The sequence below is a fragment of the Paraburkholderia sp. JHI869 genome (genome assembly GCF_038900775.1).
Lineage (GTDB): Bacteria > Pseudomonadota > Gammaproteobacteria > Burkholderiales > Burkholderiaceae > Paraburkholderia.
Genome location: NZ_JAYMSC010000024.1, coordinates 58,664 through 83,671, shown reverse-complemented (window position 1 = coordinate 83,671; position 25,008 = coordinate 58,664). Strand labels below are relative to the sequence as shown.

The 25,008-nt window shown below is 65.3% G+C and carries 22 protein-coding genes and 1 tRNA gene; 17 read left to right on the top strand and 6 right to left on the bottom strand.

What is annotated here, in order from left to right; genetic code table 11:
* Nucleotides 1–103: 103 nt before the first annotated feature.
* From def to htpX, 4 genes are all read left to right on the top strand, one after another.
* Entirely contained in the window at nt 104–607 is a 504-nt protein-coding gene (gene def / locus VSR72_RS31510; RefSeq protein WP_342956172.1) for a peptide deformylase, read from the top strand.
* Between the two features lie 53 nt (nt 608–660).
* Nucleotides 661–1,656 carry a methionyl-tRNA formyltransferase gene (fmt, locus tag VSR72_RS31505; protein WP_342956171.1) on the top strand — a complete coding sequence of 332 codons (996 nt, stop codon included), beginning with the start codon at nt 661–663 and terminating at the stop codon, nt 1,654–1,656.
* A 111-nt stretch (nt 1,657–1,767) separates the two neighbouring features.
* On the top strand, nt 1,768–2,418 hold the full coding sequence (locus VSR72_RS31500) for a LysE family translocator (protein WP_342956170.1): 651 nt from the start codon (nt 1,768–1,770) through the stop codon (nt 2,416–2,418).
* A gap of 130 nt (nt 2,419–2,548) precedes the next feature.
* Nucleotides 2,549–3,400, top strand: a complete 852-nt coding sequence (gene htpX, locus VSR72_RS31495) for a zinc metalloprotease HtpX (RefSeq protein WP_342956169.1) — start codon at nt 2,549–2,551, stop codon at nt 3,398–3,400.
* A 49-nt stretch (nt 3,401–3,449) separates the two neighbouring features.
* Here the strand turns inward: htpX and VSR72_RS31490 are convergent, their stop codons facing one another.
* On the bottom strand, nt 3,450–4,682 hold the full coding sequence (locus VSR72_RS31490) for a hypothetical protein (protein WP_342956168.1): 1,233 nt from the start codon (nt 4,680–4,682) through the stop codon (nt 3,450–3,452).
* A 231-nt stretch (nt 4,683–4,913) separates the two neighbouring features.
* Here VSR72_RS31490 and rsmB point away from each other — a divergent pair, with 231 nt between their 5' ends.
* The 10 genes from rsmB to VSR72_RS31440 all read left to right on the top strand — a co-directional run bounded on the left by rsmB (nt 4,914) and on the right by VSR72_RS31440 (nt 14,340).
* Nucleotides 4,914–6,452, top strand: coding sequence for a 16S rRNA (cytosine(967)-C(5))-methyltransferase RsmB (gene rsmB, locus VSR72_RS31485; RefSeq protein WP_342956167.1), 1,539 nt, complete (start codon nt 4,914–4,916; stop codon nt 6,450–6,452).
* Nucleotides 6,449–7,042, top strand: coding sequence for a DUF4390 domain-containing protein (locus VSR72_RS31480; RefSeq protein ID WP_342956166.1), 594 nt, complete (start codon nt 6,449–6,451; stop codon nt 7,040–7,042). The genes rsmB and VSR72_RS31480 overlap by 4 nt, the downstream gene beginning before the upstream one ends.
* Nucleotides 7,032–9,482 (top strand): PAS domain-containing sensor histidine kinase, encoded by a 2,451-nt coding sequence (locus tag VSR72_RS31475; protein WP_342956165.1) that lies wholly within the window; start codon nt 7,032–7,034, stop codon nt 9,480–9,482. The genes VSR72_RS31480 and VSR72_RS31475 overlap by 11 nt, the downstream gene beginning before the upstream one ends.
* Nucleotides 9,483–10,187 (top strand): response regulator transcription factor EsaR, encoded by a 705-nt coding sequence (esaR, locus tag VSR72_RS31470; protein WP_342956164.1) that lies wholly within the window; start codon nt 9,483–9,485, stop codon nt 10,185–10,187.
* A 93-nt stretch (nt 10,188–10,280) separates the two neighbouring features.
* Nucleotides 10,281–10,356 (top strand) — tRNA-Phe (locus tag VSR72_RS31465).
* Nucleotides 10,357–10,626: 270 nt separating this feature from the next.
* Nucleotides 10,627–11,358 carry a 7-cyano-7-deazaguanine synthase QueC gene (gene queC, locus VSR72_RS31460; RefSeq protein ID WP_158756644.1) on the top strand — a complete coding sequence of 244 codons (732 nt, stop codon included), beginning with the start codon at nt 10,627–10,629 and terminating at the stop codon, nt 11,356–11,358.
* Nucleotides 11,359–11,497: 139 nt separating this feature from the next.
* Nucleotides 11,498–12,130 (top strand): 7-carboxy-7-deazaguanine synthase, encoded by a 633-nt coding sequence (gene queE / locus VSR72_RS31455; protein ID WP_342956163.1) that lies wholly within the window; start codon nt 11,498–11,500, stop codon nt 12,128–12,130.
* Between the two features lie 31 nt (nt 12,131–12,161).
* Nucleotides 12,162–12,605, top strand: coding sequence for a 6-carboxytetrahydropterin synthase QueD (gene queD / locus VSR72_RS31450; RefSeq protein WP_028203213.1), 444 nt, complete (start codon nt 12,162–12,164; stop codon nt 12,603–12,605).
* Between the two features lie 227 nt (nt 12,606–12,832).
* Nucleotides 12,833–13,615 (top strand): aldolase/citrate lyase family protein, encoded by a 783-nt coding sequence (locus VSR72_RS31445; protein ID WP_342956162.1) that lies wholly within the window; start codon nt 12,833–12,835, stop codon nt 13,613–13,615.
* Nucleotides 13,612–14,340: a tetratricopeptide repeat protein gene (locus tag VSR72_RS31440; protein ID WP_342956161.1), complete on the top strand. Its 729-nt coding sequence runs from the start codon at nt 13,612–13,614 to the stop codon at nt 14,338–14,340. The genes VSR72_RS31445 and VSR72_RS31440 overlap by 4 nt, the downstream gene beginning before the upstream one ends.
* 106 nt (nt 14,341–14,446) lie before the next feature.
* On the opposite strand, the gene rodA is transcribed toward VSR72_RS31440, so the two are convergent.
* The 5 genes from rodA to VSR72_RS31415 form a co-directional block, all read right to left on the bottom strand.
* Entirely contained in the window at nt 14,447–15,613 is a 1,167-nt protein-coding gene (rodA, locus tag VSR72_RS31435; RefSeq protein ID WP_342956160.1) for a rod shape-determining protein RodA, read from the bottom strand.
* Between the two features lie 9 nt (nt 15,614–15,622).
* On the bottom strand, nt 15,623–18,124 hold the full coding sequence (gene mrdA / locus VSR72_RS31430; protein ID WP_342956159.1) for a penicillin-binding protein 2: 2,502 nt from the start codon (nt 18,122–18,124) through the stop codon (nt 15,623–15,625).
* Nucleotides 18,125–18,224: 100 nt separating this feature from the next.
* A complete protein-coding gene (gene mreD, locus VSR72_RS31425) occupies nt 18,225–18,737 on the bottom strand; it encodes a rod shape-determining protein MreD (protein WP_342956158.1) in 513 nt (170 codons plus the stop codon).
* Nucleotides 18,737–19,864 carry a rod shape-determining protein MreC gene (gene mreC, locus VSR72_RS31420; RefSeq protein WP_342956157.1) on the bottom strand — a complete coding sequence of 376 codons (1,128 nt, stop codon included), beginning with the start codon at nt 19,862–19,864 and terminating at the stop codon, nt 18,737–18,739. Before mreC ends, mreD begins: the two co-directional genes overlap by 1 nt.
* Before the next feature lie 191 nt (nt 19,865–20,055).
* Nucleotides 20,056–21,099, bottom strand: coding sequence for a rod shape-determining protein (locus tag VSR72_RS31415; protein WP_004189550.1), 1,044 nt, complete (start codon nt 21,097–21,099; stop codon nt 20,056–20,058).
* A 429-nt stretch (nt 21,100–21,528) separates the two neighbouring features.
* On the opposite strand from VSR72_RS31415, the gene gatC reads away from it, so the two are divergent.
* The 3 genes from gatC (at nt 21,529) to gatB (ending at nt 25,005) form a co-directional block, all read left to right on the top strand.
* Nucleotides 21,529–21,828, top strand: a complete 300-nt coding sequence (gene gatC / locus VSR72_RS31410; protein ID WP_028203206.1) for an Asp-tRNA(Asn)/Glu-tRNA(Gln) amidotransferase subunit GatC — start codon at nt 21,529–21,531, stop codon at nt 21,826–21,828.
* Nucleotides 21,829–22,024: 196 nt separating this feature from the next.
* A complete protein-coding gene (gene gatA, locus VSR72_RS31405) occupies nt 22,025–23,527 on the top strand; it encodes an Asp-tRNA(Asn)/Glu-tRNA(Gln) amidotransferase subunit GatA (protein ID WP_342956156.1) in 1,503 nt (500 codons plus the stop codon).
* A gap of 2 nt (nt 23,528–23,529) precedes the next feature.
* Nucleotides 23,530–25,005 (top strand): Asp-tRNA(Asn)/Glu-tRNA(Gln) amidotransferase subunit GatB, encoded by a 1,476-nt coding sequence (gene gatB, locus VSR72_RS31400; protein WP_342956155.1) that lies wholly within the window; start codon nt 23,530–23,532, stop codon nt 25,003–25,005.
* Nucleotides 25,006–25,008: the final 3 nt, after the last annotated feature.

Here is a 25,008-nt window from a genome sequence, read left to right as displayed (position 1 = left end):
GCATGGGACCCGCAAGCTGGCCGAATGGCCAGGCCGCGCATCGTCGCCCCGCTTCTGGCTGCTCCTGGCTCTTTCAGGCGCCCAACGAGAAACCCGTTAAATCATGGCTCTACTGAATATTCTTCATTACCCGGACAAGCGTCTGCACAAGGTCGCCAAGCCGGTCGAAGTGGTCAACGACCGCATTCGCAAGCTGGTCGCCGACATGGCGGAAACCATGTACGCAGCGCCTGGTGTCGGCCTCGCGGCCACCCAGGTCGACGTGCACGAGCGCGTTGTGGTGATCGACGTTTCCGACGCTCACGACGAATTGAGCGTGTTCATCAACCCGGAAATCATCTGGTCGAGCGACGAGCGTGAAGTGCATGAGGAAGGCTGTCTTTCCGTGCCGGGCATCTACGATGAAGTCGAACGCGCGGAAAAGGTGCGCGTGCGCGCTATGAACGAAAAGGGCGAGACCTACGAGGTGGACTGCGACGGGCTGCTCGCGGTGTGCATCCAGCACGAAATGGATCACCTGATGGGCAAGGTGTTCGTCGAATACCTCTCGTCGCTCAAGCAGACGCGCATCCGCAGCAAGATGAAGAAGCTCGAACGCGCGATGTAATTGCGTTGCTTCGAGTCGTCTCTCTTCATCAACCCGCCACGCACCGAGCGCCCATGAGCCACACCCTTCGCGTCATCTTCGCCGGCACGCCGGAATTCGCCGCCGCGGCGCTCGCGGCGATTCACGACGCGGGCTTTGCCGTGCCGCTCGTCCTGACCCAGCCGGATCGTCCCGCAGGCCGTGGGATGAAGCTCCAGGCCAGCCCGGTCAAGCGCTACGCGCAGGAGCACGGCATAGCCGTTGCCCAGCCGCCTTCGCTGCGGCGCACGGGAAAGTTTCCGGAAGAGGCCGCCGCGGCGCTGGACCTGCTGCGCGCTACGCCGCACGACGTGATGGTGGTTGCCGCTTATGGGTTGCTGCTGCCGCAGGAAGTGCTGGACATTGCGCCGCACGGCTGCATCAACATTCATGGGTCTATTTTGCCGCGCTGGCGCGGCGCCGCGCCGATTCATCGCGCGATCGAAGCCGGCGACGACGAAACCGGCATTACGCTCATGCAGATGGACGCTGGGCTCGACACCGGCCCGATGATCTCCGAGGTGCGCACCGCGATTGCGCCGGGCGACACGACGGCGACGCTGCACGACCGCCTCGCGCAACTCGGCGCGAAGCTGATCGTGGATGGGCTTATCGCGCTCGAGCGCGACGGTACGCTGCCTGCCACGCCGCAGCCCGCAGAGGGCGCGACCTACGCGGAGAAGATCGGCAAGCAGGAAGCCGCGCTCGACTGGCGCCGGCCGGCCGTGGCGCTCGCGCGCCAGATTCGCGCATTCGACCCGTTCCCGGGCGGCGCTGCGACGCTCGACGGCGCGCAGCTCAAGCTATGGGCCGCTGAACCGGTGGAGCGTCCGGCAAGCAAGGCCGCCGAGCCAGGCGAGATTCTCGAAGTGAGTCCGGTGGGCGTGGTGGTGGCGTGCGGCGAGGGCGCGCTGCGCCTCACGCAGCTGCAAAAGCCGGGTGGCAAGCGCCTGCCCGCGCGCGAATTCCTGGCCGGCATGCCGCTGGCGGCGGGGCAGCGTTTCCAGTTGCCCGAGGCGCCCGCTGCCTGAAGCCCGGCCCGCGCCATCGCCTGAAAATGGCCGCGAGGCCAAATGCCGCGCGGTTGGCAGCGCGCTAGAATCAATGGCGTTTGAAGCGCGTTTTTCGATTTTGAGGTTGTCATGCTCGGCATCACCCATTTCGGTTTCTTCCTCGTCGCCGTGTTCCTCCTGAACGTGACGCCGGGGCCCGACACCGCCTATATCGTTGGCCGCAGTGTCGCGCAGGGCCGCGGCGCGGGTCTCGTTTCCGCACTGGGTATCTCGGCAGGCTGCTGTGTGCACACGCTTGCCTGCGCGTTCGGTTTGACTGCGCTGCTCGCGGCGTCGGCCACAGCGTTTACGGTCATCAAGGTCGTTGGCGCGATCTATCTCGTGTATCTCGGCGTGCGCCTTGTCCTCACGAAGCAAGAGGCCAAACCGGCCGAAGGCGCCGCGCAAGGCTCGCAGGCTGCCGCCGCCCCGCGCCCGCTGCGCCAGCTGTTCATTTCGGGGTTCTGCACCAACGTGCTGAACCCGAAGGTGGTGCTGTTCTTCGTCTCGTTCTTCCCGCAGTTCGTGAACACGGGGACCGAGCACAAGGCCCTCGCTTTCCTCACGCTCGGCGGCGTGTTCATCCTGATGAGCACGGTCTGGAACAGTTTCGTCGCGTGGGTGGCGGGCAGCGTCACGCAGCGCTTTTCGGGCAAGCCGGGCATGAAGAAGTGGCTGGACCGCACGGTGGGCTCGGCGTTCGTCGGCCTGGGGCTGAAACTCGCGACAGCCACGCGCTGAGATTGAATTTTTCGCATCTGCCCATATCTAACAAATCGCTTACAATGCGCTCGCTTATCGCTGGCTGACCGGCTGGCGGCGGGCGTTCAACGATCGATTGGATCCCCTGGTGGGTGAAGGAGCACAGCACATGTTCAACTGGGTCAAAACCGCGATGTTGATGGCCGCGATTACGGCCCTTTTCATCGTGATTGGCGGGCTGATCGGCGGGCAGCGCGGGATGGTGCTGGCGCTGTTCTTCGCGCTCGCCATGAACTTCTTCTCGTACTGGTATTCGGACAAGATGGTCCTGCGCATGTACAACGCGCAGGAAGTCGACGAGACCACGGCGCCGCAGTTCTATCGCATGGTGCGCGATCTGGCCACGCGTGCGGGCTTGCCGATGCCACGCGTCTACCTCATCAACGAGGACGCGCCCAACGCCTTCGCCACGGGCCGCAACCCCGAGCACGCGGCGGTCGCGGCGACCACGGGCATCCTGCGCGTGCTGTCCGAGCGCGAAATGCGCGGCGTGATGGCGCACGAACTCGCACACGTGAAGCACCGCGACATTCTCATCTCGACGATTACGGCCACCATGGCCGGCGCGATTTCGGCGCTCGCCAACTTCGCGATGATCTTCGGCGGCCGCGACGAAAACGGGCGCCCGGCGAATCCCATCGCGAGCATTGCCGTGGCGCTGCTCGCGCCGATCGCGGGCGCGCTGATCCAGATGGCGATTTCGCGTGCGCGCGAATTCGAAGCGGACCGCGGCGGCGCCGAGATTTCCGGCGATCCTCAGGCGCTTGCATCTGCGCTCGACAAGATCCACCGCTATGCGCAGGGCATTCCGTTCCCGGCGGCCGAACAGCATCCGGCCACGGCGCAGATGATGATCATGAATCCGCTTTCGGGCGGCGGCTTGCAGAACCTGTTCAGCACGCACCCGGCCACGGAAGAGCGCATCCGCCGGTTGATGGACATGGCCGCGGGCAAGCGCTGAGAGTAGCGCTGCGCCGTGAAAAAACGCCTCTTCGGAGGCGTTTTTTTATTCAGCCCGTTGCGGCGGCGTCGCCGTCTACGTGTCTTGCGTCTGCGTGAGCCGAAACCCGCAATGCGCGCTGGCGCAGGGAAACCACGAAGAACACGAAATACACGCCAATGAACCAGGACACGTCGAGCGCGTAGTACACGTGTCCAAACTTGACGACGACCCACGCGGCGATGAACGCCAGCGGTACGGTATAGAAGAACACGCGATCCATCCGGTTATCGGCGTTGCTGCTCTGGAATAGCGAAACGTAGCAGCACGCGAAGAACGGCGCGATGTCGTATTCCTTCATTCTCGGATTCAGCGCGAGACAAAACGCGAGGACATAGAACAGCCTGCCGGGCACGTTTTCGTTTTCGGAAACCATGAGCCGCCGCCCGCGCAGCGGATTGACCGCGTACACGAATAGCGCCACGACGACCGCTTCGTAGAACAGTACGTCTTCCAGGGTCGATAGCGCGCGGACATGCTGTTCGAGTATGCCGAACAGCACGAGCCCGGAATCGTTCTGGGCGAGCATCTGCCAGCGCAGCAGGGTTTCGAAGTCGGTCCACAGTCGCGGTTCCAGCGCGAGCTGCGCGATGGTTGCGAGCGCAACGCACATGGGCACGGCGAAGAAATAGCGCATGCCCTTGGGGATAAAAAAGAACACGACGGCGTACGTCAGGAAATAGATCTTGATGGAGGCGAACAGGGCGATGAAAAAAGCCAGCGCGCAATACTTCGCCGTTGCGGCACGGCTCGCCTGCGAGACGGGCTGTGAAGCGGGCTGTGAAGCGGGCTGTAAAGCGGGCTGTAAAGCGGGCTGTGAAGCGTTCCGCGAAGCCGCATAAAAAAGCGCAATGATCAGCAGGTGACCGAAGATCGCGAAATTCCCCGTGAGGATGCCTCCCACGCCCGCGCCGCCCGTGAGAAACCCCAGCGCGCCCGCGACGAAGAAGTCCACATGCCTGATGCTCCAGGCGAGATAAATCAGCGAAGCACAAACGAACGTAAGGTAGAGCCACTGAAACGGAATGCGCGAAAAGAGATTCAGGAAGATGGGCGGGTAGACGAAGGGAAATCCGTGTGGGATATACGGATTGGCGCCGCGCTTGAACTGATCGAGCGCGTACGCGTACACCTTGTAGTCCCAGAACGGCGAGAACAGCTTTCCGCGTCCCTGCTGGTACACGGAAAAGAGCGCGACGAAGGCCAGGAACGCGAAGTCGTGTTTCTTCCCGAGTGGTTTCATGATGGCCGCGACGAAGCTGGGGGAGGCGTTTTCAGTCGCCATCATGCGGCGAGCCGTTAGTCGGTATCCGCCAATATGTATCCAGACGAATTCATCGCCGCCGGCCTGCGTGCGCGCTGCGGTCAACCCGAATCGAACCGCGCTGGCAGTGTTGCGCGCTCGCCACGCTACAATGACTCGCTTGTGCATATTTGACGCCGCGATTCACTGCGGCCCGCATCCGGTTTCTTCATGACATCCAGCCCATCCCGGCGACCCAGCAAGCCGTCTCACGGCAAAAAGAGTTCCGCATCGCCCGCGCGCCAGCATGGCGCAGCGCCGGCGCGCGACCACGCCGTGCACCTGGCCCCCGATTCGCTGGGCTTTGCGCTTGACCAGGCTGCTCATGCGGTTGGCGCGGTGCGCGCCGGTGCGGCGCTGCCCGCTGCGCTTGCGAGCGCCTTCGCCGTGCTGCCCGCCGACTTTGCGCCGCAGGCTCGCGGCGCCGTGCAGGACATTGCGTACCGGACGATGCGGCGGCTCGGCACGGTCGACTGGCTGATCCGGCAGCGAGTCAGCAAGGCGCCGCCGCCGCTCGTCGCGAATGTGCTGGCCTGCGCGCTCGCGTTGCTCGCCGAAGACGAGGCGAGCGCCGCCTACACGCCGTTTACGGTCGTCGATCAGGCCGTGCGCGCCGTGGGTGCGCGCCGCGAGATTGCGTTTGCGAAGGGGCTCGTCAATGCCGTGCTGCGCGGCTTTCTGCGCGAGCGCGACGCTGCGCTCGCCGCCGCTCTGGCCGATGAAACCGCGCACTGGAACTATCCGCGCTGGTGGATCGACGCGGTTCGCGCCGCGTGGCCCACGCAGTGGCAGGCGATTCTCACCGCCGGCAACACGCAAGGCCCGCTCACGCTGCGCGTGAACGCGCGCCGTGCGAGCGCTGCCGAATACGTCCAGCGCCTCGCCGCCGAAGACATCGCTGCCACGCAGATCGGCGAACACGCCGTGCGCCTGGTCGCGCCGCTGCCGGTGGATCGCATTCCCGGCTTCCTGGCGGGCGACGTGTCCGTGCAGGACGCGGGTGCACAAGTGGCCGCGCAAATCCTCGGCGTGCGTGACGGCATGCGCGTGCTCGACGCGTGCGCGGCGCCTGGCGGCAAGAGCGGCCATCTGCTCGAGCTTGCAGACATCGATCTGATCGCGCTGGAAAGCGACGCCACGCGAGCCGCGCGCATCGGCGAAAACTTCGCGCGCCTCGGTTTCGCGCAGGACGATCCCGCGCACCCCATGCGCCACGCAAAGATCGTGGTCGGCGACGCGGGCCATCCCGCCGGGTGGCACGAAGGCGAACTGTTCGACCGCATCCTCGCCGACGTGCCGTGCTCGGCCTCGGGCATTGTGCGCCGCCATCCGGACATCCGCTGGCTGCGCCGCGAGAGCGACATCGCCGCGCTTGCCGCCGAGCAGCGCCGCATCGTCGATGCGCTGTGGCCGCTCGTGAAGCCAGGCGGCGAACTGCTCTACGTGACCTGCTCGATCTTCCCCGAGGAAGGCGAGGCGCAGGCGCGCTGGTTTGAAAGCACCCATGCGGATGCGGTACGATTGGACGCCCCGGGGCAATTGCTGCCCGAGGCACCCGGCGCGCCGGCCCGGGGGCCAGAATATGGCGCAGCCAACGAGGCGCGGCACGATGCCGACGCAAAGGCCGAAGTGACGGCAACCGTCTTCCCCGTTCCCGATCGCACCGCAGATCACGACGGATTCTTCTACGCGCGCTTTCAGAAACGGTGACCATCAAACGCTTCTTCCCGCTGCGGTTCGCGGCCCTGATCTGGCTGGTGCTTGCCGTCGTCGGCTTCCTGGCCGTCACGCCGGCGCGCGCCGACTCGATCTCGGTGCAACGCGCGTCGCTCCAGGCCGACAACAACGGCTGGAGCCTCGACGCCCGTTTCGACTTCGACCTGAACAGCAGCCTGGAAGACGCGGTCAACAAGGGCATTCCGCTCTACTTCACCACCGACTTTCAGCTCACGCGAGCGCGCTGGTACTGGTTCGACGAACAGCCGGTGAGCGTGTCGCAAAGCATTCGCCTGTCGTTCCAGCCGCTTACGCGCGAGTACCGCGTTTCGAGCGGCGGCCTGCAGCTCGGCTTTTCGACGCTCGCGGACGCGCTCGCGGTCATCAAGCACGTCACCTCGTGGCACGTGATCGAGCGCAACGACGTGCATCCGGGCGAAACATACACGGCCTCGGTGCGCATGCAGCTCGACGTCGCGCTGATGCCCAAGCCGTTCCAGATCGACGCCGTGAACAACCGCGACTGGAACCTCGCTTCCGACTGGAAGCGCTTTAACTTCACGGTGACCGAACGTGCTAAATAAAGTACGCCGCGCCACCAGCTTCAGCAGCGTCGTCGTCAAGCTGCTCGTTTCCACCGTCGCGTTCACCGCGACGCTGCTGCTCGTCCTGCTCGCCGCGGCGAGCGCGAACACCGAGTTCTTCGACCGCTACTACGGCTGGCTCTATGCGGCCAATATCGTCGTCGCGCTGATCTTCCTCTCGGTGGTGACGGCGCTCATGATCGTGATCGTCGTGCGCTTGAGGCGCGGCAAGTTCGGCACGCGGCTGCTCGCGAAGCTCGCGTTCTTCTTCGCGCTCGTGGGCGTGGTGCCGGGCGGCATCATCTATATCGTTTCGTATCAGTTCGTCTCGCGCTCGATCGAGTCGTGGTTCGACGTGAACGTGGAAACCGCGCTCACCGCGGGCCTGAATCTCGGCCGCGGCATGCTCGACGCCTCACTGTCCGACCTGCAAACCAAGGGCCGTCTCATGGCCGAGCAGATCGCGAACGGCGACTCGGCGGGCACGACGCTCACGCTTTTGCGCGCGCGCGACCAGTTCGGCGTGCAGGACGCGATGATCGTCGAGCCGGTGCGCAGCATGTCGGGCGCGGCGCCGGACATGCACGTGGTGGCGCAGGCGTCGAGCAACTTCTCGTCGCTGATGCCTGCCGACATGCCCACGTCGCTCATGATCGATCAGGCGCGCGGGCGCGGCTATGCGGCGATCGAAGGCGAAGTGGACGGCGACCCGCATCAGCTTGGCTCGAAGGGCGCGCTGCGATTGCGCGTGGTCACGCGCATTCCCGATGCGAACACAACGGATCTGCAGCCGGTCGAGCGCTTCCTGCAACTGGAGCAACCGGTGCCGGCGGCGCTCGCGCGTAACGCCGACGCCGTGCAGCGCGCGTATCGCGAGTATCAGGAGAAGGCGCTTGGCCGCACGGGCCTGCGCAAGATGTATATCGGCACGCTTACGCTCGCGCTCTTTCTCGCCACGTTCGTTGCGATGATGCTTGCGCTCGCGCTCGGCAACCAGCTTGCACGGCCGCTCTTCCTGCTCGCGCAGGGCACGAAGGAAGTGACCGAGGGCGACTACACGCCCAAGCGCGAAATCAAGTCGCGCGACGAACTGGGCTTCCTCACGCAGTCGTTCAACGCGATGACGCGCCAGCTATCGGAGGCGCGCCAGGCCGTGGAGAAGAATCGCGTCGCGCTCGAGCATTCGAAGGCGTATCTCGAGAGCATTCTCGCGAACCTCACGGCAGGCGTGTTCGTGTTCGACCGGCAGTTCCGCCTCACGACAGCGAACCCCGGTGCGGAGCGCATCTTCCGTCAGCCGTTCCAGACGCAGCTTGGCGTCGCGCTCGATCATATCGGCGCGCTCACGGAGTTCGGCGCGATGGTGCGCAAGGCGTTCGCCGATCAGGAAGCTTCACGCACGGATCGCGAAGGCGACGATCACGATCGCGGCCACTGGCAGCAGCAATTCTCCGTGCCGATTCCGGGCGAGACCGATCCGCTCACGTTGCTCGTGCGCGGCGCGCGCCTCGTTTCCGATACGGGCCGCGATGCAGGCGACATGCAGACCTCTGGCTACGTGGTGGTGTTCGACGACATCTCCGACGTGATCTCAGCGCAGCGCTCGGTGGCGTGGGGTGAAGTCGCGCGGCGTCTTGCGCACGAAATCAAGAATCCGCTCACGCCGATCCAGCTCTCGGCCGAACGCCTGCAGATGAAGCTCTCGGACAAGCTCGCGCCAACGGATGCCGAAGTGCTCAAGCGCGGCGCGACCACCATCGTCAATCAGGTCGCGGCGATGAAGCAGATGGTCGACAACTTCCGCGATTACGCGCGCACGCCGCCGGCGGTGCTCGCGAACCTGCAGCTCAACGAACTCGTGAGCGAAGTGCTCACGCTCTACGGCGCGGGAGAGGGCAAGAGCGCGATCAAGGTCGAGCTCTCCGACTTGCCGGTGATACGCGGCGACGCCACGCAATTGCGCCAGGTGATCCACAACCTGCTGCAAAACGCGCAGGACGCGGTGGCCGACACGGAGAATCCTCGCGTGACGCTCGAGACTCGCGCCGTAGAATACGGAGACCCCGACGCGCAAGGACGCACGCACGTCGCGGTGCGTCTCACGGTATCGGACAACGGCCCGGGTTTCCCGGCGCGCATCCTCACGCGCGCGTTCGAACCCTACGTGACGACCAAGGCCAAAGGAACAGGACTCGGGCTTGCGATGGTCAAGAAGATCGTCGACGAGCACGGCGCGCGCATCGACATCCGCAATCGAATGAGAGCGGGCGATGTGATCGAAGGCGCGCAAATCTCGATTCTCTTTCTCCAGTTGGCGGATGACATCCCTCCGGATGCCGCCACGCCCGGACCCGGTGCCACCAGCACGTCGGGTGAGCGGCAGACGCGTGCCGCGGCGGAGCAAGGATCAAAAGCAACAGTGCAGACAAGGGCAGCGTAAATGGCAACCATCCTGGTGGTAGATGATGAAATGGGCATCCGGGAATTGCTCTCGGAGATCCTCAGCGACGAAGGGCACGTCGTGGAGCTCGCGGAAGATGCGCAGCAGGCGCGCGACTTCCGGCAGCGCGCGGTGCCGGACCTCGTGCTGCTCGATATCTGGATGCCGGACACCGATGGCGTGACGCTGCTCAAGGAATGGGCCGCGCAGGGTCATCTCACGATGCCGGTGATCATGATGTCGGGGCACGCGACCATCGACACGGCAGTCGAGGCGACGAAGATCGGCGCGCTCAACTTCCTCGAAAAGCCGATCGCGCTGCAAAAGCTGTTGAAGGCGGTCGAGCAGGGGCTCGCGCGCGGCACGGCCGCGCCGGTTGCGCCGGCGTCTGCGGCGGCAGCGGGGAAATCGGCTGTGGGCGGACCGGCGGTCGTGGCATCGGCGGCGGCGCTGCCCGTGCTGGGCGCCGACGGCGTGCACGGGATGCAGGCCGGTGCGACGGCCACGCAAACGGCCTCGATCTCGTTCGACATTCCGCTGCGCGACGCGCGCGACGCTTTCGAGCGCGCTTACTTCGAGTACCACCTCGCGCGCGAGAACGGCAGCATGACGCGCGTGGCCGAGAAAACGGGGCTTGAGCGCACGCACCTGTATCGCAAGCTCAAGCAGCTCGGCGTGGACCTCGGCAAGAGCAAGGGCGAGTGAGCGTGTGAAAGCGAGTCGCGCGGCCAGGCGCACAAATTTTGCGAAGGCACTTGGCAAACGCGTCATTGACCGCTATACTCTTCTTTCTTCGTTGGCCCGGTAGCTCAGTTGGTAGAGCAGCGGATTGAAAATCCGCGTGTCGATGGTTCGATTCCGTCCCAGGCCACCAGAATGCAGCCCCAGGAGATCGTTCGATTCCTGGGGCTTTTTCGTTGTGCCTGCGTTGTGTCCGATGTCTTGCGGTTCGCATTCCAGACATCGACGGTATCCAGGGTATAAGGGTGCGCCGATGCCCGTGCTGGAGCCCCGGCCTATACTGCATGAGCCGGCGCGGGGGTTGTCCCTGCCGGTCCGCACGGGCGCTTCAAGCAACAAGGCAAGCGACACAAGCCACGCAACGAAAGCATTCGCGCGGAAACCTCATACACGGAGTTTCACGGTGACTCGAACTGAAGCCAAGGGCGCGCTCGTACTGTTTTCCGGCGGCCAGGATTCGGCCACGTGCCTCGCATGGGCGCTCGACCGATACGAGAGCGTCGAGACGCTCGGCTTCGATTACGGCCAGCGTCATCGCGTCGAACTGGAATGCCGCGAGGGCTTTCGCGCCGCGATTGCGAGCACGTTCCCCGAGTGGGGCGAGCGTCTTGGCGACGATCACATGATCGACCTCTCGGTGCTTGGCTCGATCAGCGACACGGCAATGACGCGCGAGATCGAGATCGAAACGGCAGCGAGCGGCTTGCCGAACACCTTTGTGCCTGGCCGCAACCTGATGTTCATGCAGATCGCCGCGGCGATCGCTTATCGTCGCGGTCTCAAGGTGCTCGTGGGCGGCATGTGCGAAACCGACTTTTCGGGCTACCCCGACTGCCGCGACGACACGATGAAGGCGCTGCAAGTCACGCTCAATCTCGGCATGGACACGCGCTTCGTGCTGGAAACGCCGCTCATGTGGCTCGACAAGGCCGACACGTGGCGCCTGGCAGAAAAGCTGGGCGGCGAAGCGCTGGTAGACATGGTGCGCGTCGAGACGCACACCTGCTACGTGGGCGAGCGCGCCGAGCTTCACGCGTGGGGCTTCGGCTGCGGCGAGTGCCCGGCGTGCAAGTTGCGCAAGCGCGGGTATGAAGCGTACCTCGCCGGCGAGAACGTGACGGAAGCACCGGTCTGAGCGTTAGCCTCGGGCCGCACGTACTGATTATGGCCAGGGCCGCGCACGGGCGGCGCGCCCCGCCACACGATGATTTCGCGCCCGAGACCAACCGGCTTTCCATGAGCCTCGCGCTCATGAGCCAGAACCAGGCTGCACGATGACTTACGCGGTAAAGGAAATTTTCTACACGTTGCAGGGCGAGGGCGCGAACGCCGGGCGTCCGGCCGTGTTCTGCCGGTTCGCCGGCTGCAATCTCTGGTCGGGCCGCGAGGAAGATCGCGAAGAAGCCGTTTGCCGCTTCTGCGACACTGATTTTGTCGGCACCGATGGCGAGAACGGCGGCAAATTCCGCACGCCTGAAGAACTCGTCGCGAAGATCGCATCGCTGTGGCCGGAAGGCGAGGGCAACCGCTTCGTGGTGTGCACGGGCGGCGAGCCGATGCTGCAGATCGACCAGCCGTTCGTCGACGCGCTGCACGCCGCCGGCTTCGAGATCGCCATCGAGACGAACGGCTCGCTGCCGGTGCTCGAAACCATCGACTGGATCTGCGTGAGCCCGAAGGCCGACGCGCCGCTCGTCGTCACGAAGGGCAACGAGCTCAAGGTCGTCGTGCCGCAGGAGAACCAGCGCCTCGCCGAGTACGCGAAGCTCGATTTCGAGTATTTTCTCGTGCAGCCCATGGACGGCCCGTCGCGCGACCTGAACACGAAGCTCGCGATCGACTGGTGCAAGCGTCATCCGCAGTGGCGCCTGTCGATGCAGACCCATAAATACCTGAACATTCCCTGATTCACGCGAATTTTTCTGAAGAAGCGCCGTGCTGACGATCACCCGAAAACTCGAATTCGACGCGGGCCACCGCATCCCTGACCACCGCAGCCAGTGCCGCAACCTGCACGGCCATCGCTACGTGCTCGAAATCACGCTGGAAGGCGACCTCGTCGAAACCGAGGGTGCGCCCGACCGCGGCATGGTGATGGACTTCGCCGACGTGAAGTCGCTCGCGAACCAGCATCTCGTCGATCTGTGGGACCACGCGTTCCTCGTCTTCGCGGGCGATACGCAGGTGCGCGGCTTTCTCGAAACGCTGCCGGGCCACAAGACGGTCGTGATCGACCGCATTCCGACCGTGGAAAACCTTGCGGCCATCGCGTTCGATATTCTCGCGAACGTGTACGACGCGCACTACGGCGTGAATCTGCGCCTGCACAAGCTGCGCCTGTACGAAACGCCGAACTGCTGGGCCGAAGTCACGCGCGACTGACGCGCACGAGGTCCGCTTCACCCTCGCTCCGACGACCCGCGCAAGGCGGGTTTTCCGTGCCGTCGCCCAAGTTTTTGTCGCGGTATGATCATTGCCGCAAGGCCTGCGCATCCCCGCGCGCGGCCCGACAAACACATAACGGAGCGAGACCTGCCGGCTGCCGCGCTGCCGGGCGAAACCGCCCGCGCCGTGCGCGCGCGCCCCGCAGCCTCGCCGGGAGCACGGCGATGAGCACCTTCACCAATCCCCTCAAGGAACGCCTCAAGGAGGCGGAACCGCTTTTCGGTCTATGGCTTTCGATGGGCAGCGAGACCGCCGCCGAGGCGCTCGCGCACGCCGGCTTCGACTGGCTGCTGATCGACATGGAGCACACCCCCAACGACAGCGCCGACACCATCGCGCAACTGCGCGCCATCGCCGCCGCGCATCTGCCCACCGAACCAGTGGTGCGTCTTCCCGACAGCGAGCCGTGGCTCGTGAAGCACGTGCTCGACGCGGGCGCGCGCACGGTGATGTTCCCCAACGTGGCCTCGGCCGAAGAGGCCGCGCGCGCCGTGAGCCTCACGCAATACCCCGACGCGCGCGCGCCGGGCGGCCAGCGCGGCGTGGCGGGCGCGGTGCGTGCGGCGGCCTACGGCATGCGGCGCGACTACCTTCAGGGCGCGAACGCGCAGATCGCGACCATCGTGCAGATCGAGTCTGCGGCGGCGCTGGCCGAAGTCGAGAAGATCGCAAAGGTGCCGGGCGTCGACTGCCTGTTCGTGGGGCCCGCCGATCTGGCGGCGAGCCTTGGCCATCTCGGCGACTCGAAGCATCCAGATGTGGTCGCCGCCGTGCAGCGCATCGTTGCGGCTGCGCGCGAGGCGGGTGTGGCTGCGGGCATCTTCGCGATGGATGCGGCCTCCGCAAAGCAGTATCGCGAGATGGGTTTCAGCTTTATCGCCCTTGCCGCTGACGTGATGTGGCTCGTGCGCGCGACACGTCAGGCGCTCCAGGAGGCGAGATCATGAAGCGTCCGAAAGCGCTTATGGGGCGCGTGGTGCGTGCGGTCGCGATGGGCTGTTTCGCGGCTGCGGCATTCAGCGTGGGCGGAGTCGCGGCAGCAGCCGACGCCGCTAGCGCCACCGCAGGCGCGCAATCCGATCCGCAAACGGCCAACGCCGTTGCCGATTACAACGCGGGCAACCTCAGCGCGGCGCGCGCCGAGTTCCAGGCGGCGGCCGAGCGCGGCAACCGGCTGGCGGAGTTCAACTACGCGATGATGCTCGTGAACGGCGAAGGCGGAGCTGCCGACGTGGGCGAGGGACGCAAGTGGCTGCGCAAGGCGGCGGACGCGAACATGTCGCACGCTCAGTACGTGTACGGCAAGATGTACGACGACGGCGACTTTGTCGAGCGCGATCCGGTGCAAGCGCACCAGTGGTTCCTCAAGGCGGCGAAGCAAGGCCACGTGCAGGCGGAACTCGCGCTCGCGAACCAGTACCTCGACGGGCGCGGCACCACGCGCGACAACAAGCAGGCGTTCTACTGGTACAAGAAGGCTGCCGAGGGCGGCGACATGACGGCGCAATACGTGACCGGCTCGTTCTACGAGCGCGGCGGCGACGGCGTGCCGAAGAACCTCAACGTCGCGCGTGCTTACTATGCCGCGGCGGCGGCGCAGGGCGATCCCGTGGCGCGCCTGAAGTACCAGCAGTTGAGCGCGCAGCTCATGAAGTCGGCGCCCACGCAGTAAGCACGAGAAAGCGACCGCCGAAACGAAAACGCGCCGGACAATGCCGGCGCGTTTTTTTTGAGCTTCGATCGCATCGATCAAGCGGGCATAGTCGCCCGCCGCACACTCAACTCTGCATCAGCCGCTTCTGGCGTCCCACGCTCATGATGAGCCCGATCGCCACGCCGAGCGTGGTGAGCGCCGTGCCGCCATAGCTCATGAACGGCAGCGGCACGCCCACCACGGGCAGGATGCCGCTCACCATGCCGATGTTGACGAACGCGTAGGTAAAGAACGCCATCGTGAGCGAACCGGCCAGTAATCGCCCGAAGAGCGTTGCGCCGTTCGCGGCGATGTAGAGCCCGCGCGCGATCAGACACATGTAGAGCGTGAGCAGCACGAGGCCGCCCGCCATACCGAACTCCTCGGAAAACACCGCGAAGATGAAGTCGGTGTGCTTTTCGGGGATGAACTCCAGGTGCGATTGCGTGCCCTTGAGCCAGCCCTTGCCGAGCGGTCCGCCCGAGCCGATCGCGATCACGGCCTGGATGGTGTGGAAGCCCTTGCCGAGCGGATCGGAGGTCGGGTCGAGCAGCGTGCAGATGCGGTGCTTCTGGTAGTCGTGCATGAGCGGCCAGTTCACCTGCGGCTGGCAGATCTTGTCCTGGAACGCCGCAATCGAAGCCACCCCGATCACGCCCGCGATCAGCACCGGTACGATCAGCTTGAACGAGAGCCCCGCGAAATAGATCACGAAAAGGCCCGACGCGAACACGAGTACGGCGGTGCCGAGGTCCGGCTGCTTGGCGATGAGGCCCACCGGCACGAGCAGGATCACGAAACCGACGACGAAGTCGTACCAGCGCATCACGCCTTCGCGGCGCTGGTAATACCACGCGAGCATGAGCGGCGTGGCGATCTTGAGAATTTCCGAGGGCTGAATCACGACGCCCACGTTGATCCAGCGCTTCGCACCCTTGCGCGTGAGGCCGAATAGCGCCACGGCAATGAGCAGTGCGATGCCGAAGGTATAGATCGGCACCGCGAAGCGCATGAGCGTGTTGGGCGGCACATTGGCGAGCGCCCACATCAGCACGAAGGTGAGCATGATGTTGCGCAGCTGGTCTTCAACACGGCCTGGCACGTCGAGGCTCGCGCTGTACAGCGTGACGATGCCCACGCACAGCAGCAGGAACACGGTGAGCGCGAGCGGGCGGTCGAAGCCGAGGAACATCTTGCGCAGCGTGTCGAGCACGGCGCGCTTGTCGATCTTGTCGAGCTGGAAGAAAGGCATGGTGACTCCTTACTCGTCGATGCCGCCCGTTGCGGGCTTGGGCGGCGGTGCGAGCGTGGCCGCGTCGCTTGCGCTGGCGGGGCGGCGCGGGCGATGGGGGCCAGGGCCGAAATGGCGGGGCACGGAGGCAGGCGCAGGGCGGGCGGCGCCCGTGTCGGGCGTGCCGTCCGTGCTGGCGGTGCCGCCGTTCACGGCGTCGGTTACGGTGGGTGCATCGGGGCTAACGTTCTGGCGGGGTTTGCGGGTTTTGCCGGCTGCATTGCTGGCGGGCGTGGGCCGCGCCGCTGCGCCGGAGGCCGGGGCCGCGACGGCAGCGGGGGCCGAAGCCGGACCCGCCGCGGCTGCGCCCGAGGCTTCCGAAGCCGCCGCAGCAGCCGAAGCCGCAGCGGCCGCCGATGCCGCGCCCGGAATCGGCAGCGGCTTGAAGCCGGCAGCGACCCTCACAGGCTGCACGACGGGCGTGGCGGGCGTACCCGAAGCCGCGCCCGGAGCCGTGGCGGAAGCGGCACCCGGAGCCGCACCCGAAGCCGCCTCGGGCGGCGCGCCGATCACTGGCGCGGATGCGTCTTCCGTGGCCGAAGCCGCCGCGGCCACAGCCGCCTGCTCGACGCCCGGCTTCAGGCGGTCGACGAGGTAGTAGTCGAGCACGCGGCGCGCGATCGGGCCTGCGGCCTGCGCGCCCCAGCCGCCGTTTTCGACGATCAGCGCAACGGCGATCTGCGGCTTTTCGGCAGGTGCGAATGCGATGAAGAGCGCGTGGTCGCGCAAATTTTCGGCGAGCGCATGCCCTTTGTACTTGCCGCCCTGCAGCGAGAACACCTGCGCCGTGCCGGTCTTGCCCGCCGACGTGTAGGGCGCATTGCGGAACACCTGGTAGGCCGTGCCCGACTGATTCATCGTCACGTTTTCCATGCCGCGCTTCACGACGTCGATATCGGATTGCGTGACGTTCAGGCGCCCGCTTTCGCTCGGCACCGTGAGGCGCTCCTGCTTCGTGATCGGATTCTCGATCTCCTTCACGAGGTGCGGCTTCATGAGCACGCCGTTGTCGGCGAGCGTGGCCGTGGCGTGCGCGAGCTGCAGGATCGTGAACGAGTTGTAGCCCTGGCCGATACCGAGGCTGACCGTTTCACCCTCATACCAGCGCTGTTGCTCGGGCTTGCGGTAGGCCTTGCGCTTCCATTCGGTGGAAGGCAGGATGCCGCGCGCCTCGCCCGCGATGTCGATGCCCGTGAGCTGCCCGAAGCCGAGCGGCTTCATGAAGTTCGCGATGTTGTCCACGCCCAGATCGTGCGCGAGCATGAAGAAGTAGGTGTCGTTCGACACCATGATCGCGCGGTTCATGTCGACCCAGCCCTGGCCCGAGCGCACGTCGTTGTTGAAGCGGTGGCCGCCGAACATGTAGTAGCCGGGGTCCGAGAAGCCCCACTGCGGCGTGCGCTTGTGCAGCGTGAGCGCGGCGAGCGCCATGAACGGCTTGTAGGTCGAGCCCGGCGGATAGGTGCCGTGCAGCGGACGGTTCAAGAGCGGGTGATCGGGCGAGTTGTTGAGCTCGTCCCAGGTCTGCTGGTCGATGCCATCCACGAACGAGTTCGGGTCGAAGCTCGGCGCCGAGACGAACGCGAGAATGTCGCCCGTCGACGGCTCGATTGCCACGAGCGCGCCGCGCTTGCCCGCGAACGCCTGCTCGGCCACTTGCTGCAGGCCGATGTCGATCGAGAGCACGAGGTTGTTGCCGGGCGTCGCCTGGGTGCGCGAGAGCGTGCGCACGGGGCGGCCGCCCGCCGTCACTTCCACTTCCTCAAAGCCGGTGATGCCGTGCAGTTCGGTTTCGTAGCTCTGCTCGACGCCGATCTTGCCGATGTAGTCGGTGCCGTTGTAGTTGTTCGCGTCGAGACGCGGATCGTAGTGCTCGGGATCGCTGTCGTTCTTGTCGGAGAGATCGTCGATGCGCTCCTGGTCGCGCTGCGAAATACGGCCGATATAGCCGATCACGTGCGCGGCCGTGGGCCCGAGCGGGTACTGGCGGAACAGGCGCGCGCGCACTTCCACGCCGGGGAAGCGGAAGCGCTGGGCGGTGAAGCGCGCGACTTCGTCGTCGGTCAGGCGCGTGCGGATCGGCAGGCTCTCGAAGTTCTTCGAGTCTTCCAGCAGCTTCTTGAAGCGGCGGCGGTCGCGCGCGTCGATCGGGATCACGGTCGAGAGCTGGTCGATCGTGTCGTCGAGCGTGTCGGTGAGCTTCGAGGGCGTGATTTCGAGCGTGTACGCCGAGTAGTTCTTGGCGAGCACGACGCCGTTGCGGTCGGTGATGATGCCGCGGTTCGGCACGATCGGCGCGACGGAAATGCGGTTTTCGTCCGCCTGTAGCGAGTACTTGCTGTGGTGCCAGACTTGCAGATACAGGAAGCGGAACGCGATCAGCCCGAAGCAGACGAACACGAACAGCCCCGCCGCCGCGACGCGCAGGCGGAACTTCGTGAGCTGCTGCTGTGTGTCCTTGAATTCGGTCATGCTGTCAGACCCGCGCTCCACCGTTCCAATCGCGAGGAACGGCGGGCCGGGGTGCGTAAGAAGTAGTCAAGCGAGTCTTCCAGCGGCGAGCGTGCGCCGCTCAAATGGGCCGGGTGTCGTCGGGATCGACGGGGCGGCGCTGCGGCAGGAGCAGCAGCACGCTCGCGATCGGCCAGAGGATGGCCTCGACGAAGCCGCTGATGAGGTAACCCCAGCCAGGAAACGAAGCGCCCATCAGCAGGCGGATCACGAACGGCACGACCTGCGCGCCGACCAGCATGGGTGTGACGGCGAACATCTGCAGCCCGATCGACATCCACAGCACGCGGCGGTGAATGGTGATCGCGCCATACGAAAGCAGCGTGTACGCGAGCGCGTGCTCGCCGAGCAGGTTCGCGTTGTGGACATCCATGAGGAGCCCGAGGAAGAACGCGACGCCCATGCCGACTTTGCGCGGCTGGTGAATGTTCCAGAACAGCAGCACGAGCGCGACGAAGTCAGGCACGCCGGGCATCTTGCCCCAGGGCAGCAGGTTAAGCAGGAACGCCGCCGCCAGGCTGAAAACGATGAAGTACGGATTGACCGGCTGGAGAATGTATTGCGGACGCGGCATCAATGGCCCCCTTTCTCAACGGCCTTCGCTGCCTCTTCCCGCAGGCTCTCCTTGGGCTTTTTCACGGGCTGCTTTTTATCCGCCGGCTTTGTGTCCGCTGCGGCTGCGTTAGCCGCTGGCTTGGCTTGCTGCGCGGGGGCGGGCGTTGCGCCCGATGCCGCGGCGGCGGGTTTCGCCTTCGCGTCGTCGGCTTTCTTGTCGCCCTTCTTGTCGGCGGCCTTGGGCTTCTTCTTCGCGTCCTTCGCCTCGGCGGCTGCCGCGGCTTCTTCGGCGGCGATCGGGTTGGGCGGCACCTGCGGCACATAGTGCAGCACCAGTACCTGGCGCGCGCCGCGCACGGCGGCGAGCGGCAGGCAGACCACGCGTGCGAACGCGGTATCGGCCTGCTTGTCCACGCGCAGCACCTTCGCGACCGGCAGCCCTTGCGGATACACGCCGTCGAGCCCGCTCGTCACCAGTTCGTCGCCTACTTGCAGATCGGCGCTGATCGGCACGAAGCGCAGGTCGAGCAGGTCGCCCTTCGCGGTGCCGTAAATTACGCTGCGCAGGCCCGTGCGCACGACTTCGACCGGCACGGCCTGGTCCTTGTCGGTCACGAGCGTGACTTCGGACTGCATGGGGAACACGCGCGTGATCTGGCCGATCACGCCGTCCTCGCTCAATACCGGCGAACCGTTCTGGATGCCCTGCTGCGAACCGCCGCCGATCACGACTTTCTGCGTGAACGGGTCGCGCGTGTCGTACTGGATGTCGGCGGGCGTGGTTTGCGCGCCAATGCGCTGCGAGAGCTGTAGTAGCGCGCGCAGATGCGCGTTTTCGGCGGCGAGCGAAGCGGCCTCGTTGGCCTGCTGCGAAAGCTGGAGATTGCGCGTGTGCAGTTGCGTGTTCTCGGTGCGCAGCGTGGAACTCGTCACGGCCAGATCGGCGGCGCCCATAAAGAAGTCGCGCGGCACGAGGGCCGCGCGTTGCAGCGGGTACAGGCCCGCGCCGAGCACGCCGCGCACGATCTCGAGCGTTTTGAAGCGCGCGTCGGAGACGAGGAGCGCGAGCGACAGCACGACGAAGAAGATCAGCCGTGCGAGTGCCGATGGGCCCTGTTTAAAGAGGGGCGGCGGACTGTATTCCATGGTCGGCGCCGGGGGCGTGTGCGGTTCGGTGAAACAGAGGGTGAAACGGAGGGCACAACGAAGTGTGAAACTTCGGCGCCCCAAAGGCCGCCCCGTTGCGGGCGCCGTAGCAGCGTGCGTGCCGCCGCGCCTTCACTGGCGCGGCGACGCCGAAACCGCGCCGCGGGCGAGCGCAGCGGTGCGCGGCGCGCTTACTCGTACGAGAAGATGCTGCCAAGCTTGTCCATGCGCTCGAGCGCCATGCCCGAGCCGCGCACCACGCAGGTGAGCGGATCTTCGGCCACGAGCACCGGCAGACCGGTTTCTTCGGCGAGCAGGCGGTCCAGATCGCGCAACAGCGCGCCGCCGCCCGTGAGCATCATGCCGCGCTCGGCGATGTCGGCGCCCAGTTCCGGCGGCGTTTGTTCCAGCGCGATCTTCACCGACGAGACGATCTGGTTCAGCGGGTCGGTGAGCGCTTCGAGAATTTCGTTGCTCGAAATGGTGAAGCTGCGCGGAATGCCTTCCGACAGGTTGCGGCCCTTCACTTCCATTTCCTTGACTTCGGAACCCGGGAAGGCCGAGCCGATTTCCTTCTTGATGGCTTCGGCGGTCTGTTCGCCGATCAGCATGCCGTAGTTGCGGCGGATGTAGTTGACGATCGCTTCGTCGAACTTGTCGCCGCCCACGCGCACCGAGCCCTTATAGACGATGCCGCCGAGCGAGATCACGCCCACTTCGGTCGTGCCGCCGCCGATGTCGACGACCATCGAGCCCGTGGCTTCCGAAACCGGCAGGCCCGCGCCGATTGCGGCGGCCATCGGCTCTTCGATCAGGTAGACCTGCGAGGCGCCCGCGCCGTGCGCGGCTTCCTTGATCGCGCGGCGCTCGACCTGGGTCGAACCGCACGGCACGCAGATGATGATGCGCGGCGACGGCGAGAACATGCGCGACTCGTGCGCCGTCTTGATGAACTGCTTGATCATCTGCTCGGTGACGGTGAAGTCGGCGATCACGCCGTCCTTCATCGGGCGGATGGCTTCGATGTTGCCCGGGACCTTGCCGAGCATCTGCTTGGCTTCCTTGCCGACTGCCTGAATCGTTTTCTTGCCGTTCGGGCCGCCTTCCTGGCGAATGGAGACGACCGAAGGTTCGTCGAGGACGATGCCCTTGCCGCGCATGTAGATCAGGGTGTTGGCGGTGCCGAGGTCGATCGCCAGGTCGTTGGAGAAGTAGCTACGCAGAAAACCGAACATTCAAAAATCCTGTCTCGCTTGTGGCCGTCCTTCCAGCGTCGTGGGCGAGGGCGGCAGCGGAAAAATTAACAATCTCAGGGCGTCATGCTCCGCCGCGAGAGCACTCCGAAATCATGCGGAATGCGTCGCAAGGGGCGCCACGAGGGGCCTGAGACTGCGGGGATGGTTACCGGAGGCAGCCTGTTTGCACCGCCCGTTTGATCTTGTCTGGCCGCATTGTGCTGCGAACAGAACTGAAAGGCGGATGCAAGGCGGTCCGGGTTTGGGTCGAACGCGTAATGATACCTTATAATTTTGCCTGTTTTGCAGGATCCGGAAGGCAGTTTTTGACCTCGTCGAAGCTTTCCTCCAGAGCCGGATCCGGCGCGATAAACCGCTGTTGCAGCACCGAATTTCCGCACTGCCGCAGCCTCTTTTTCCGGTGACCGCATGGCCCTGACCCTGAACGATGTGAAGCGCATCGCGCATCTTGCGCGCCTCGAACTGGCCGACGCCGAAGCCGGCAATACGCTCGAACGCCTGAATGACTTCTTCGGCCTCGTCGAGCAGATGCAGGCCGTGGACACGACCGGCATTGCCCCGCTTGCCCACCCGATCGAGCAGATCGAGGACGTCGCGCTGCGCCTGCGCGAAGACGCCGTGACCGAAATCGTCGATCGCGAAGCGCTGCAACGTCCCGCGCCCGCAGTGCAGGACGGACTTTACCTCGTACCGCGCGTGATTGAGTAAACGCGCAGCATTTTTTCGCCATTTTCGAAACCTTTCGAGTCGTCGGAACAGTTCGAAAAGGCACGGACTCCCGAGTTTTTCGCGGGTTTTCCGAGAGGCGGCCCGCACGTTTGAGAACGTGTCGTTCGAGCCGCTTTTTGGACGGCGCAACGATCTGACTTCGACCACGCCGTGACGTTCTTCCAGGAATCACGCAATGCATGACAAAAGCTTGACCGAACTGCGCGCCGCGCTGGCTGCGAAGGAGTGCTCCGCAGTCGAGCTGGCCCAGCACTTTCTGGGCCGGATTGAGGCGCATCAAGACCTGAACGCTTTCGTCGACGTCAATCCCGAATTGACGCTCGCCCAGGCGAAGGCCGCCGACGCGCTCCTGCACTCGGGCCACGCGGGCCCGCTCGCGGGCATTCCGCTCGCGCACAAGGACGTGTTCGTCACGCGCGGATGGCGCTCGACCGCTGGCTCGAAGATGCTTGCAAATTATGTGAGCCCGTTCGACGCGACCGTCGTGGAGCGACTCGAGCGCGCGGGCATGGTCTGCCTCGGCAAGACCAACATGGACGAATTCGCGATGGGCTCGTCCAACGAGAACTCGTTTTTCGGCGCCGTGAAGAACCCGTGGGACACGAAGGCCGTGCCGGGCGGCTCGTCGGGCGGTTCCGCCGCGGCGGTCGCCGCGCGCCTTGCGCCCGCCGCTACCGGCACCGACACGGGCGGCTCGATTCGCCAGCCGGCGTCGTTCACGGGCGTGACGGGCATCAAGCCGACGTACGGCCGCGTGTCGCGCTACGGCATGATCGCGTTCGCCTCGTCGCTCGACCAGGGCGGCCCGTTCGCGCAGAACGCCACGGATTGCGCGCTGCTGCTCAACGCCATGGGCGGGTTCGACGAGCGCGATTCGACGAGCCTCACGCATGAGCACGAGGACTACACGCGCTTCATCGGCCAGAAGTGGGACAACAGCCGGCGCGCCGACGCCAGCGCCGACAAGCCGCTCGCGGGCCTGCGCATCGGCCTGCCGAAGGAATACTTCGGCGCGGGTCTCGCCGACGATGTGCGCGCCGCCATCGATGCCGCGCTCAAGACGTACGAATCGCTCGGCGCGACGCTCGTGGAAGTCACGCTGCCGAAAACCGAGCTGTCGATTCCGGTCTACTACGTGATCGCGCCGGCGGAAGCCTCGTCGAACCTTTCGCGCTTCGACGGCGTGCGCTTCGGCCATCGTGCGGCCGAATACCGCGATCTGCTCGACATGTACAAGAAGTCGCGCGCCGAGGGCTTCGGCCCCGAAGTGAAGCGCCGCATTCTGGTCGGCACGTACGTGCTTTCGCACGGCTACTACGACGCGTACTACCTGCAGGCGCAAAAGATCCGCCGCATCATCGCGCAGGACTTCCAGGAAGCGTTCAAGCAGTGCGACGTCATCATGGGCCCGGTCGCCCCGAGCGTGGCATGGGACCTCGGCGCCAAGGGCGACGATCCGCTGCAGATGTACCTCGCGGACATCTACACGCTCTCCACGAGCCTCGCGGGCCTGCCCGGCATGAGCGTGCCGTGCGGCTTCGGCGCGGGTGCGAACGCGCAGCGACCCGTCGGTCTGCAGATCGTCGGCAACTATTTCAACGAGGCCCGCATGCTGCAGGTCGCCGACGCTTTCCAGCGCGCGACCGACTGGCATCGCAAGGCGCCGGCAGGGGTGTGAACATGGCAACACAGTGGGAAGTCGTTATCGGTCTCGAAACGCACGCGCAATTGTCGACGGCGTCGAAGATCTTCTCGGGCGCATCGACGCAGTTCGGCGCCGCGCCCAACACGCAGGCCAGCCCCGTCGATCTCGCGCTGCCGGGCGTGCTGCCGGTGATGAACCGCGGCGCCGTTGAGCGTGCGATCCAGTTCGGCCTTGCGATCGGCTCGACGATCGCGCCGCGCAGCATCTTCGCGCGCAAGAACTACTTCTATCCGGATCTGCCGAAGGGTTATCAGATCAGCCAGTACGAGATTCCGGTCGTGCAGGGCGGTCAGATCACCATTCAAGTGCCGGCCAACGAAAAGGCCGGTACGCAAGCGTACGAGAAGACCGTCAATCTCACGCGCGCGCACCTGGAAGAAGACGCGGGCAAGTCGCTGCACGAAGACTTCGCGGGCATGACGGGCATCGACCTGAACCGCGCGGGCACGCCGCTGCTCGAAATCGTCACGGAACCCGAAATGCGCAGTGCGGCCGAAGCCGTGGCCTACGCGAAGACGCTGCACACGCTCGTCGTGTGGCTCGGCATTTGCGACGGCAACATGCAGGAAGGCTCGTTCCGTTGCGATGCGAACGTCTCCGTGCGTCCGGTCGGCCAGAAGGAATTCGGCACGCGCGCCGAGATCAAGAACCTGAACTCGTTCCGCTTCCTCGAAGAAGCGATCCAGTACGAAGTGCGCCGCCAGATCGAGCTGATCGAAGATGGCGGCACGGTGGTGCAGGAAACGCGCCTGTACGATCCGGACAAGCGCGAGACGCGCTCGATGCGCAGCAAGGAAGACGCGCACGATTACCGCTACTTCCCCGACCCCGACCTCATGCCGCTCGTGATCGACGCTGCGTGGGTCGAGCGCGTGAAGGGCGGGATGCCCGAACTGCCCGCGACGATGCAAACGCGCTTCGTCGAGCAATACGGCGTGACGCCGTATGACGCAAACGTGCTGACCTCTTCGAAGGCGATGGCTTCGTACTTCGAAGCCGTCGTCGCGAAGGCTGGCGCGGCGCAAGCGAAGGCCGCCGCGAACTGGCTCATGGGCGAAGTCTCGTCGCAGCTCAACCGCGAAGGTCTCGATATCGCCGCCTCGCCGGTCTCGGCTGCGCAATTCGCGCTGCTGCTCGCGCGTATCGCCGACGGTACGATCTCGAACAAGATCGCCAAGGAAATTTTCCAGGCGATGTGGGACGAGAAGGCCGCAGACGAAGCCGCGGTGGACCGCATCATCGAAGCGAAGGGCCTCAAGCAGATTTCGGATACCGGCGCGCTCGAAGCGATCATCGACGAGGTGCTCGCCGCGAACCAGAAGTCGGTGGAAGAATTCCGCGCCGGCAAGGAAAAGGCGTTCAACGCGCTGATCGGCCAGGCCATGAAGGCCACGAAGGGCAAGGCGAATCCGCAGCAGGTCAACGAACTGCTGAAGAAGAAGCTGGGCTGATAC

Excerpts from the sequence above, each read along its gene's own strand:
- mreD (WP_342956158.1), bottom strand. The coding sequence starts at position 18,737 with ATGCCGCGTCCGCAATACATTCTCCAGCCGGTCAATCCGTACTTCATC.
- VSR72_RS31490 (WP_342956168.1), bottom strand. The coding sequence starts at position 4,682 with ATGAAACCACTCGGGAAGAAACACGACTTCGCGTTCCTGGCCTTCGTC.
- VSR72_RS31500 (WP_342956170.1), top strand. The coding sequence starts at position 1,768 with ATGCTCGGCATCACCCATTTCGGTTTCTTCCTCGTCGCCGTGTTCCTC.
- VSR72_RS31440 (WP_342956161.1), top strand. The coding sequence starts at position 13,612 with ATGAAGCGTCCGAAAGCGCTTATGGGGCGCGTGGTGCGTGCGGTCGCG.
- mreC (WP_342956157.1), bottom strand. The coding sequence starts at position 19,864 with ATGGAATACAGTCCGCCGCCCCTCTTTAAACAGGGCCCATCGGCACTC.
- mrdA (WP_342956159.1), bottom strand. The coding sequence starts at position 18,124 with ATGACCGAATTCAAGGACACACAGCAGCAGCTCACGAAGTTCCGCCTG.
- rodA (WP_342956160.1), bottom strand. The coding sequence starts at position 15,613 with ATGCCTTTCTTCCAGCTCGACAAGATCGACAAGCGCGCCGTGCTCGAC.
- gatA (WP_342956156.1), top strand. The coding sequence starts at position 22,025 with ATGCATGACAAAAGCTTGACCGAACTGCGCGCCGCGCTGGCTGCGAAG.
- esaR (WP_342956164.1), top strand. The coding sequence starts at position 9,483 with ATGGCAACCATCCTGGTGGTAGATGATGAAATGGGCATCCGGGAATTG.
- rsmB (WP_342956167.1), top strand. The coding sequence starts at position 4,914 with ATGACATCCAGCCCATCCCGGCGACCCAGCAAGCCGTCTCACGGCAAA.
- gatC (WP_028203206.1), top strand. The coding sequence starts at position 21,529 with ATGGCCCTGACCCTGAACGATGTGAAGCGCATCGCGCATCTTGCGCGC.
- htpX (WP_342956169.1), top strand. The coding sequence starts at position 2,549 with ATGTTCAACTGGGTCAAAACCGCGATGTTGATGGCCGCGATTACGGCC.
- queE (WP_342956163.1), top strand. The coding sequence starts at position 11,498 with ATGACTTACGCGGTAAAGGAAATTTTCTACACGTTGCAGGGCGAGGGC.
- gatB (WP_342956155.1), top strand. The coding sequence starts at position 23,530 with ATGGCAACACAGTGGGAAGTCGTTATCGGTCTCGAAACGCACGCGCAA.
- def (WP_342956172.1), top strand. The coding sequence starts at position 104 with ATGGCTCTACTGAATATTCTTCATTACCCGGACAAGCGTCTGCACAAG.
- fmt (WP_342956171.1), top strand. The coding sequence starts at position 661 with ATGAGCCACACCCTTCGCGTCATCTTCGCCGGCACGCCGGAATTCGCC.
- VSR72_RS31445 (WP_342956162.1), top strand. The coding sequence starts at position 12,833 with ATGAGCACCTTCACCAATCCCCTCAAGGAACGCCTCAAGGAGGCGGAA.
- VSR72_RS31415 (WP_004189550.1), bottom strand. The coding sequence starts at position 21,099 with ATGTTCGGTTTTCTGCGTAGCTACTTCTCCAACGACCTGGCGATCGAC.